We start from the raw sequence: 9,635 nt of genomic DNA, 5'->3' as shown, positions 1-9,635 counted from the left end.
AAATGGGTATCAATTGATAGTTATATTTTAACTAAGAACCAATTTTCTAACCAAATGAATAAATTAGTACAAAAAAAGATGATGCATGGCTTTGGGCTACACAGTAACTCTGAATGTGTTTGGGATGGTAGAAATGATTGTTTCTCTCAGGCTCAAAATGGTGACATCGATCAGTTGTGTCAAGTTCATGATAATTTAGCTCAAGCGATTAAGAGCAGATCAAATACAAACCGTGTGCTTGGTGTTCATTTTAATACTTTGCTGAAACCTATAGCTACTATAAGTAGTACTGGCGGAAGAATATTTAAGCATTATATCAATTACAATTTGCATTGATATTTACGTAGACCTAGCTGGCAAGCAGCTAACAAGGCAATCAAGGTGACCCGTTACACTAGGCGGTTTTGGTATGGAGTTAGCTGCGCTTTATTGGTTCAGCGTGGGGCACCTTATTGCAGGCGTTAGCTGATTCGGAGAAAGGGCATGAAACACACGATTCAAGTTGAAGTGGCTGAAGAAGAACTACTTAAGTTTGAGAGAATTAGTGGTATTTCATGGAAGATTAAAGGTTACTATTCAAAGCTTTTTTTAGCTGATTTAATGGCATTCCATGAATTATTTGGGGTTGGTTCCGATGAGGTTTTTATGGTACTGAACGATTATGAGAAGGGTATTAATCGAGCAGGAATCAAATCCCCAAGTGTTTTTAAATACCACCCTTTAAAAGGGTTACACCACATACATTTCTCATCATCGAGATATATTCCTCAAAACATAAAGTTAGGTCTGGGTAAAAATGGGCTTAAAAGCATCATCGATGAAACCCTTGATAAGAAATCGTTATTACCTGAACAACAAGCTGCTGAAATCGCAAGGCGAATGGTGGACGAGACTTTAAATAAGCGTAAGTCGGAAAAGAAAATGACAGGTGAATGGGTCGTATACACGAAGCATCAAGGCAAAAATTATTACTTGTGTCTTGCTCGACATGACGATGATGATCAGTTTATTCGAAATCGAATAGAAGAACATTGTATGAGGGAGTTCCCTTTTTTAGAATCCGTGTTAAGTTGTGGCTGAATCAGCTAACAAAGCAATCAAGGTGACCCGTTACACTTGGCGGTTTTGGTAAGAAGTTCGGTGTGCTTTGTTAGTTCAGTGTGGGGCACCTTATTGCAGGCGTTAGGCAAAATGTCAGTTCATTGATTGATAAATTGATTGAAGGAATAATCATGAAAATATATGAAATCATTTTGGAGTACTTAAAGGTATTAGTTTGGCCCTTAGTATTAATACTTGCGTTTGTGTTTCATGGAGAACGACTTTTTAATATTTTAGAGAACCGTGAAGTACAAGCATTTGGTATTACAATAGGTAAAGCAATAGAAAAAGTAACCCAAGATACACATGAACAAATTAGGTTGCTGCAGGAAGATATAGCTTCTCAATCAGGTTCAGAAGAGTTACTCAATAGAGTTCAAAGTTTAGATGAAAACTTGAACAAACAGTTATCTCAGCTCAAGGTAAATAAAGTTTTAGAACGAGCGTCCATTAATGGCACAAGTAGACTTGAAAAGGTAGAAAGGTTAGAAAGAGCAGGATTTGAGGCATTACTTAAACGAGACGTTGAGGGCGCTATAAAGCAATTTTCTAGTGCAGAACGGCTTTGGCCAGAGTTTCATAATGTTTCGGAGATTAAACGCCTTTTAGTTGAGAAGAAAAGTCATTTAATTGAAACAGATAATGACTCTGCATGGAACGCTACAATAAGGACAATTCTTGAAAAATATTCTTGGGGTATGCCAAGTGATATTAGGGCTTTACTAAACGAAAGTTTTGCTTAGTATCAAGGCAATCAAGGTGATGCGTTACACTCGGCGGTTTTGGTACGGAGTTTTGTGTGCTTTGCTGGTTCGGTGGGGCACACCTTATTGCTGGCGTTATGTTTACTTATTAAGAATCGAGAATATGAATAATCATAAGAAACTAAAAAAATACACAGAATCATTTATTAAGTCCTTAGCTCGTTATCTTAAGAAAGGACTGAATGTTTCTGCAACTATCCATCCTGCAAACTCAGGTGGAGCGATAATTGAGTTTGATATAACTGAGAAAAACCGTAACGAAATCAAAATTATCGATACCGTTCCTTCAATAAATACAACCTTAGAACGAATAGACCAACGAATGATTGGTGGCAACATTCAGGGGGTTACATTTTTAGGGACGAATGTATATATGGACGGTAATCGTATAGTTATCGTCAAGGGAGAAGACGATCATGAACATTGGGGGAATAAAGCAGTATTAGATGACATTAATCGAATTATTTCTCCGAGACAGGGGGCTTAATGAGCTCTCAAGAAACCAGACAAAATGAAACTCGTGGTAATCTTTCCGACAGAGTTTTAGCTTTAGAAAATAGTAGCAGCAATCGCTGGGAAGCATGGTTTGGCAAGCATCCTGGTATCGTTGTCGGCACTTTAATAGCATCTATGCTTACAGGTTTTTGGGTTTATCACACTTGGCAAATTGAAAGAATCGATCAGAAACACAAGGAAGAGTTAACTCGGATCACTAAAGAAAGTGAATCGCGAATTTTGTGGTTAAAGGAACAATACAAATTGACGGCTTCCGCTGACAAAGAAAAATGCGACATAAAAGTATCGAAACTCAAATCTAGCTTAGAAGAGCAATGTAAATTAGTGCGTAGCCAGTAAGTTGCTGTTTGGCTTGTGGTTTCCGTAAACATAACAAAGCCATCAAGGTGATGCGTTACACTCGGCGGTTTTGGTATGAAGTTCAGTGCGCTTTGTTAGTTCAGTGGGGCACACCTTATGGCAGGCGTTATATTTCAAAGAGGTTTATGTTTGATTTCAGAGTTTTTACCAGTCACAGTTGTAGTAACCCTAATCCTATTTTGCACACGTGAAATCTTAGACCTTTCTAAGCGCATTCGTGAAAAAAGACGTATGCTTTCTACGTTCAAGTTACTGCTGGCTGAAGAGTTAAAGGATAACTTTTACGCTCTAGATTCACTTTATAGTGTCTTAGTTAAAGTCGAACGTGCTTTGGAACTAAGTCAAGAAGATATTCCAATTTACAAGAAAATTAATACAGACCGTTACCATAATGACAGAGTAAATATTCAACTTGGCAACAAAGCTAAATATGGTCTACTTCGTATGCCTTTCCCCAGATTTTCCACAAAGAGGTACGAAAGTTATCTCAAAGAAGTTGCTTCATTGGATGTTGAGTTGTACCAACAAGTAACAACTGTATATAAAGAACTGAGGTATTGTGAAAAAATTAGGTGTGAAGTTGTCGAGTATCTAGAGCGAGAAAGTACACAGGGATATTGGGCATTTGATCACCGGGTTAAGTTTATGCTTGAAAAGCGAAATGAGTACAATGAATCAATGCAGAGTGCTCATGTACTGTTAACTGGTAAGCACATGAAAATTGAAAGAAGTGAAGTTGTCGAGACTGAAATATAACAAAGCAATCAAGGTGACCCGTTACACTCGGCGGTTTTGGTATGAAGTTCGGTGTGCTTTGTTAGTTTCGTGCGGGGCACCTTATTGCAGGCGTTAGTTGCCAACCGGCTACAATCAGTCGGTTGGAAATTTTTGCTTCTGGTGAAGGACTCGCATTACACGAATTGTTGAACCTTCAACCCAGTAGGATACTATCATTGAGATCTCAGGAATAATGAGTAATCTCCCTCGAATTCCATCGCGTTGAACACCCATCAATGGTTGTTCTAACAAATTTTCTACTTTTTCTTCAATGATTTCGTCAGTTTTTTCAGCGGCTTCAGGATTGAAGTCATAAAGAAACTCAAAGATCTTCTCGCGATCATTTAGAGATTCTTCTTCCCATAAAATCATTGTTGACCTCGGTTGCGAATCTTCGCTTTACGTTCAGCCATTCGTGCTTTTGCAGAGTCATGATCAACAAAAGATGCTTTTCCTGAGTCAAACTTCTCGAAGGCAAGGTTTACTTGTTCAGTTAACCAAGAGTCATGGGATAATGCTTTGCGTTGTTGCTCTGCCATTTGCTCAGTAAGCTCACGACAAGCATCGCTTAGTGTACGGCCTTGGCTTTCTGCCAATTGCTGAGCTAAGCGTTTAATTTCATCATCAACGCGAAATTGAATTCTAGTGTCCATGAGTTGCTCCAAAACTTACGTGTGTACAGATGTTAGCACTGGTGTTGGGCAAGGGCAACTAACAAAGCAATCAAGGTGACCCGTTACACTCGGCGGTTTTGGTATGGAGTTCGGTGTACTTTGCTGGTTTAGCGTAGGGCACCTTATTGCAGGCGTTATGGCATTTCAGTGTAACAGGTGTATACATTACAAATGTTGGAGGATGTTTGTTGTTTTATGCAAGAATTTAAGGTTAGTAAAAAGCTCATCACCTTTATGAAAGGGGGCTTAGTCCTCTCTCTAGCATTTACGGCTTTAGGCTTTATATTGCCGTTTCTTCCGGATGAACAAGTAGGAGGAAAAGATAACGTTATTATAACTTCTGTTTTATGTGTTGTGTTTTTTGGCTCACTTTCAATCCTAGCATGGTTACTATTGAGAAAAATTCCTTATGTAGATATTGTTATTGATGATGATGGTATATGGTACAAGCACTTAGGTAAACAACGAGGGCTTATTCTATGGCAAGAAATATCAAAAATTAAAGAAAGGGAACTATCTCAATGTTTATATTTATTAGATTATAATGGTACTAAGTTGTTGAGGGTTGAATACCAGTTAATAGGTTTTGAGGATCTTAGGTACATTATATCTGAAAAAGTATACACGAAGTCTTCGGAGTTGGATTTTTCAAAATGTACTAAATCTACTAACTATCATTTATTCAATTTTATCATTGTTATATTTTTCTCCACACTAGGCTTGTACGTTGGTGCTGATGGCAACTACTTATTAGGTTATGGTGGTGTAAGTATTGTAGTTATTATTACTATATATGACTATATTGTAACCGCTACAGGTGTTGAAATTAATAATGGATACATCGAGGTGTTTTATCCATTAGGTAATAAGAGTATTTCATTTTCTGATATTACAGGTGTTCATATTGTCGATGAGTTTCAAAATGGCAATCGTATCCCAGAGGTTTGGGTCTTAACACGTTTGTCTAAGAAACCATTTAAACTAAAAAAGTTAGGTGTTGACTCAAACCGACTTTTTGCCGCAATTAGAAAGGTTGCCCAATTGCCATAACAAAGCAATCAAGGTGACCCGTTACACTCGGCGGTTTTGGTATGAAGTTCGGTGTGCTTTGCTGGTTTAGCGAGGGGCACCTTATTGCAGGCGTTAGGCATGGGAAAAGCCTGCTTTATGATCTGGTCGTAACAGCATCTCTCAAGAACGGGAAATCTTAGGCCATTCGTTCATTGTAGGGCTGCCCTTAAAGTTCTGGGAAGCGCAAGTTGAACCGTTCTTTGCTGTCTCAGACGACGGCAATAGACATTCATAGTTTCCTCGATGCATTGCTGTGAAAGGCCTGTCTTCAACTTAACTAATCAGCTCGGTGAAGCAGCCTTGATTAGCATCTCATCAGGATGTCATGTAAGTGTATCTGGTTTTAAGGTGCTGATAGTATTAGTGTTACTTGAGATTTAGTGCATGCTGTATCTCATGGTTGGCAGCGGACTGCGCTGAGAGTTCGGCGGCCAAGTATGAATTTCACATGTGGAAATGCCTAACAAAGCAATCAAGGTGACCCATTACACTCGGCAGTTTTGGTTTGAAGTTCGATGCGCTTGGTAAGCTGGCCGTGGGGCACCTTATTGCAGGCGTTAGGCATGGGAAAAGCCTGCTCTTGGATCTGGTCGTAACCGCATCGCTCAAGAACGGGAAATCTTAGGTTATTCGTTCATCGTAGGGCTGTCCTTAACGTTCGGAGAAATGCAGGTTGTTCCGTTCTTTGTTGCCTCTGACGATGGCAATATACATTCCTAGCTTCTTCGATACACCGCAGTGAAAGACTTGTCGTTTACTTAACCCATCCGCTCAGTGATGCAGCCTCGATTACCTCTTCACCTGGCTGTCATGCAAATGTAGTTGGCTTTAAGGTGTTGATAGTTTTCATGTCCCGTGAGGATTAGTGAGTGCTGTATCGCACGGTTGGCGCCGCAGTACTCTGAGAGTTCGGTGGCCAAGTAGGAAGGTCGAATGTGGAAATGCCTAACAAAGCAATCAAGGTGACCCGTTACACTCTGCGGTTTTGGTATGAAGTTAGGTGCGCTTTGCTAGTACAGTGTGGGGCACCTTATCGCAGGCGTTAGTCCAACAAGAAAAGTAAGGTGGAAATGTGCAAGGTCGCTGCCCTAATTGTCAGATAATGGTTCCTAAAATTCCAACTTCAGGTAAATGTCCAATTTGTCATAAAAATAGTCATGATTGGTTTATTTATGACTGGGAGTCTTATTCGTCTCTGAAAAAAGTACACATCAAATGCAACTGGTTTATCATTGCTATTTCTCTAATAAATTTTGCTGGTCTAATTGTTTATGGGTCTTCAAATCCACTTCAATGGGGCTTTTCGCTACTATTAATTCCAGCGATATTCAGTCTGAGAAAGTGCCGAAAACAGCTATTCAATAAAACAGACTATGAAGGTCATAGAGCAATGAGTCTTTTCCCTTGGTTTCATGGGCTCTAATTGGGCTAACAAGGCAATCAAGGTGACCCGTTACACTCGGCATTTTTGGTTTGGAGTTCAGTGTGCTTTGTTGGTTTAGTGCGGGGCACCTTATGGCTGGCGTTATGCACCTTAGAGCCAAGTTCCTCAATGGTAGAAGGTTCATCGTTCAATACCACGACTTCTCTGGCTATTTGTTCAGCGAAAGGCTGCTTGAAAGTTCAGAGAACAGCAGGTTGTCRTTTTCTTTGCCGCCCTTCACCCTGGCAATTCAGCAGTGAGTTTCCATCGTTAYATTGCTTTGAAAAGCTTGTTGCTTGTCTTAACCAATAGTTCGGTGCAGCAGCCAATCCTGTCCGCAAGAGGTTGTCATGCAAGTTAGTCTGGCTCAAGTTGTTGAAAGTAAATCAGAATTATCAGAGCCTGARCTTGTTGTCTGAATGTCGCAGACTTATCACGCGTTGAAAGGCATTCGGCCAAGTATGATCGCATTAATGGATGGAGTTGCATAACAAAGCAATCAAGGTGGCCCGTTACACTCGGCGGTTTTGGTATAAAGTTCGGTGCGCTTTGCTGGTCTTGCGTGGGGCACCTTATTGCAGGCGCTAGGCATGAGAAAAGACTGCTTTTGGATCTGGTCGTGGCCTTGTCGCTCAAGAACGGGAAATCTTAGATCATTCGTTCATCGTAGGGCTGTCCTTAAAAATCTGGGAAGTGCAAGTTGCTCCGTTCTTTGCTGCCTCAGTCGATGGCAATAGGCATTCATAGCTTCCTCGATACAAAGCAGTGAATGGTTTGTCGTTTACTCAACCCATCATTCAAGTGATGCAGCCTTGATTGGCATCTCATCAGGATGTCATGCAAATGTAGCTGGCTTTAAGCTGTTGATAGTTTACATGTCTCGTGAAGATTCGTGTGTGCTGTATCCCATGGTTGGCGCCGGAGCGCGCTGAGAGTTCGACTGCCAGGTAGGGAAGCCACAAGTGGAAATGCCTAACAAAGCAATTAAGGTGACCCGTTACACTCGGCGGTTTTGGTATGAAGTTTAGTGTGCTTTGCAGGTTTGGCGTGGGGCACCTTATCGCAGGCGTTAGCTGATTAGTGGAGGTTGCTTTTGAAGGGATATAACTTAGAAGCGAAGTTTTCTGAGGCCGTAAAGTTTGTAGCTTTCAGCACCTTGCTAGTACCCATACTAGTTGGTGGAATACTTTTGTTGGAAGGTATTTCTTTTGTGTATCTTCTGGAAAATGGCACTCTACTTGATTCGGCTTTTTTTACTTTTTTATTTACCTCAGTTATCACCTTGTTGATTAGGTCTAGAGTGCTGTTTCTTTCTGAAGGTATTTACCGCAAAGGGTTTAATAAATATGGGTTTAAGGATGTTATTCCGTGGACAGCTGTTCGGGAACTGTCGCTAGTAAACATACGTAGTATGAATTACCTTAAGCTCGGGGTTGCGTATCCTCGTGACTTTTATTCAAATAATGGGTCAAAAGAAATTGATGTCGCAATAGTATTTATCAGCGTGAGCTTTTGTGGTTTTTGTAACGATGAAATTTTGACCATGGCGAAAAAGTTTAAGAATATCAGCTAACAAGGCAATCAAGGTGACCCGTTACACTCGGCGGTTTTGGTATGAAGTTCGGTGCGTTTTGCTGGTTTAGCGTGGGGCACCTTATTGCAGGCGTTATGCACCTTAGAGCCAAGTTCATCGATGGTAGAATGTGCATCACACATTTCCACGATTCCTCTGGCTATTCGTTCAGCGAAAGGCTGCCTGAAAGTTCAAAGAACAGTAGGTTGTCGTTTTCTTTGTCGCCTTTTACCCTGGCAATTCAGCAGTGAGTTTCCAGCGTTACATTGCTTTGAAAGGGTTATTACTTGTCTTAACAAATAGCTCGGTGCAGCAGCCAATCCTGTCTGCAAGAGGCTGTCATGCAACTTGGTCTGGCTCAAATTGTTGAAAGTGAATCAGAATTATTAGGGCCTGTGCTTGTTGCCTGAATGTCGCAAACTCATCACGCGTTGAAAGGCATTTGGCCAAGTATGATCGAATTAATGTATGGAGTTGCATAACAAAGCAATCAAGGTGACCCGTTACACTCGGCGGTTTTGGTATGGAGTTTGGTGTGCTTTGTTAGTTCAGTGCAGGGCACCTTATTGCAGGCGTTATGGCTACAGGTAGATAAATGAAGTATTCAGATTTAATTGGTGTAAAAGCAACGGATAACCTTAGCCATTGGATTCCAATGTGTGAAAAGTGGAGTGATTTCTTAGTTAAATATACTTCTATTACTCATGAATCTGATACAGCGTTTAACACCAACGAAAGAGCAAATATCGGAACTTTAGCAAGTGCAGCATGGGCATCTGGTTATATCGCGCTTGAAGAGTTTCAAGATATTAAAGGTGATGAGAAAACTTCGCGTAATGGTCGTGTTGATCTTTGGCTCAGGTCTCCATGCGGTCAGTCAGAGTATATCGAAGCAAAATATAAAAAATGCTCAATTAATGGTAATTTTATAAAGCATATAAATGAGTACTTGGGAAAAGCCATTGACGATGCTTTGCATACAAAAGGTGGAAGTGATGTTAATTCTGTCGGGTTAACCTTTTTTGTACCTTATATGAAAAAAAGCAGGTCAGGTAACATTACTGAAGATTTAAACTATGTACTGAGCACAATTGAAAATAACATCGAACATGATTTATTGGCATGGTGTTTTCCTGAGAGAGACATTAACTATAGGCATTATGATGGGTACGCTGTACCAGGCGTGATAATGATTGCGCGTAAACTTTAAAGGTAGCCATAACAAGGCAATCAAGGTGATGCGTTACACTCGGCGGTTTTGGTATGGGGTTAGGTGTGCTTTGTTGGTTTCGTGGGGCACACCTTATTGCAGGCGTTAGCAGTAGGAGGTTTAATTGCCAATTTATTGTATTTATAGTGATAAGTTTGTAGAAGAA

General features: G+C 40.5%; 11 protein-coding genes. 9 read left to right on the top strand and 2 right to left on the bottom strand.

All coding sequences use genetic code 11. The features are described from left to right. From L4D19_RS29770 to L4D19_RS29745, 6 genes are all read left to right on the top strand, one after another. A partial coding sequence (locus tag L4D19_RS29770; protein WP_428455395.1) for a hypothetical protein occupies positions 1 to 336 on the top strand: 336 nt, incomplete at its 5' end. Positions 337 to 483: 147 nt separating this feature from the next. Next, a complete protein-coding gene (locus L4D19_RS29765; RefSeq protein WP_428455394.1) occupies positions 484 to 1,080 on the top strand; it encodes a hypothetical protein in 597 nt (198 codons plus the stop codon). A gap of 152 nt (positions 1,081 to 1,232) precedes the next feature. Next, on the top strand, positions 1,233 to 1,844 hold the full coding sequence (locus tag L4D19_RS29760) for a hypothetical protein (RefSeq protein WP_428455393.1): 612 nt from the start codon (positions 1,233 to 1,235) through the stop codon (positions 1,842 to 1,844). Between the two features lie 124 nt (positions 1,845 to 1,968). Continuing rightward, positions 1,969 to 2,352 carry a hypothetical protein gene (locus L4D19_RS29755; RefSeq protein ID WP_428455392.1) on the top strand — a complete coding sequence of 128 codons (384 nt, stop codon included), beginning with the start codon at positions 1,969 to 1,971 and terminating at the stop codon, positions 2,350 to 2,352. Further along, on the top strand, positions 2,352 to 2,720 hold the full coding sequence (locus L4D19_RS29750; protein ID WP_428455391.1) for a hypothetical protein: 369 nt from the start codon (positions 2,352 to 2,354) through the stop codon (positions 2,718 to 2,720). The genes L4D19_RS29755 and L4D19_RS29750 overlap by 1 nt, the downstream gene beginning before the upstream one ends. 117 nt (positions 2,721 to 2,837) lie before the next feature. After that, on the top strand, positions 2,838 to 3,497 hold the full coding sequence (locus L4D19_RS29745) for a hypothetical protein (RefSeq protein WP_428455390.1): 660 nt from the start codon (positions 2,838 to 2,840) through the stop codon (positions 3,495 to 3,497). Positions 3,498 to 3,611: 114 nt separating this feature from the next. On the opposite strand, the gene L4D19_RS29740 is transcribed toward L4D19_RS29745, so the two are convergent. Both L4D19_RS29740 and L4D19_RS29735 read right to left on the bottom strand, forming a co-directional pair. Continuing rightward, a complete protein-coding gene (locus L4D19_RS29740; RefSeq protein ID WP_428455389.1) occupies positions 3,612 to 3,890 on the bottom strand; it encodes a type II toxin-antitoxin system RelE/ParE family toxin in 279 nt (92 codons plus the stop codon). After that, complete coding sequence (locus L4D19_RS29735) at positions 3,887 to 4,171, bottom strand: damage-inducible protein J (RefSeq protein WP_428455388.1); 285 nt, start codon at positions 4,169 to 4,171, stop codon at positions 3,887 to 3,889. Before L4D19_RS29735 ends, L4D19_RS29740 begins: the two co-directional genes overlap by 4 nt. A gap of 216 nt (positions 4,172 to 4,387) precedes the next feature. Between L4D19_RS29735 and L4D19_RS29730 the strand changes: the two genes are divergently transcribed. From L4D19_RS29730 to L4D19_RS29720, 3 genes are all read left to right on the top strand, one after another. Continuing rightward, entirely contained in the window at positions 4,388 to 5,242 is an 855-nt protein-coding gene (locus L4D19_RS29730; protein WP_428455387.1) for a hypothetical protein, read from the top strand. A 2,537-nt stretch (positions 5,243 to 7,779) separates the two neighbouring features. Beyond that, positions 7,780 to 8,259 (top strand): hypothetical protein, encoded by a 480-nt coding sequence (locus L4D19_RS29725; RefSeq protein WP_428455386.1) that lies wholly within the window; start codon positions 7,780 to 7,782, stop codon positions 8,257 to 8,259. Between the two features lie 595 nt (positions 8,260 to 8,854). Then, on the top strand, positions 8,855 to 9,469 hold the full coding sequence (locus L4D19_RS29720) for a hypothetical protein (RefSeq protein ID WP_428455385.1): 615 nt from the start codon (positions 8,855 to 8,857) through the stop codon (positions 9,467 to 9,469). Positions 9,470 to 9,635: the final 166 nt, after the last annotated feature.

Origin of the sequence: Photobacterium kasasachensis, assembly GCF_050336885.1 — a bacterium.
Taxonomy (GTDB): domain Bacteria; phylum Pseudomonadota; class Gammaproteobacteria; order Enterobacterales; family Vibrionaceae; genus Photobacterium; species Photobacterium kasasachensis.
Note: the sequence above shows the minus strand (reverse complement) of the source record. Positions and strands in the feature narration are given on the sequence as shown.

Bases quoted from the DNA above. Each gene is read 5' to 3' on its own strand.
- L4D19_RS29765 (WP_428455394.1), top strand. From the start codon at position 484: ATGAAACACACGATTCAAGTTGAAGTGGCTGAAGAAGAACTACTTAAG.
- L4D19_RS29760 (WP_428455393.1), top strand. From the start codon at position 1,233: ATGAAAATATATGAAATCATTTTGGAGTACTTAAAGGTATTAGTTTGG.
- L4D19_RS29755 (WP_428455392.1), top strand. From the start codon at position 1,969: ATGAATAATCATAAGAAACTAAAAAAATACACAGAATCATTTATTAAG.
- L4D19_RS29750 (WP_428455391.1), top strand. From the start codon at position 2,352: ATGAGCTCTCAAGAAACCAGACAAAATGAAACTCGTGGTAATCTTTCC.
- L4D19_RS29745 (WP_428455390.1), top strand. From the start codon at position 2,838: ATGGCAGGCGTTATATTTCAAAGAGGTTTATGTTTGATTTCAGAGTTT.
- L4D19_RS29740 (WP_428455389.1), bottom strand. From the start codon at position 3,890: ATGATTTTATGGGAAGAAGAATCTCTAAATGATCGCGAGAAGATCTTT.
- L4D19_RS29735 (WP_428455388.1), bottom strand. From the start codon at position 4,171: ATGGACACTAGAATTCAATTTCGCGTTGATGATGAAATTAAACGCTTA.
- L4D19_RS29730 (WP_428455387.1), top strand. From the start codon at position 4,388: ATGCAAGAATTTAAGGTTAGTAAAAAGCTCATCACCTTTATGAAAGGG.
- L4D19_RS29720 (WP_428455385.1), top strand. From the start codon at position 8,855: ATGAAGTATTCAGATTTAATTGGTGTAAAAGCAACGGATAACCTTAGC.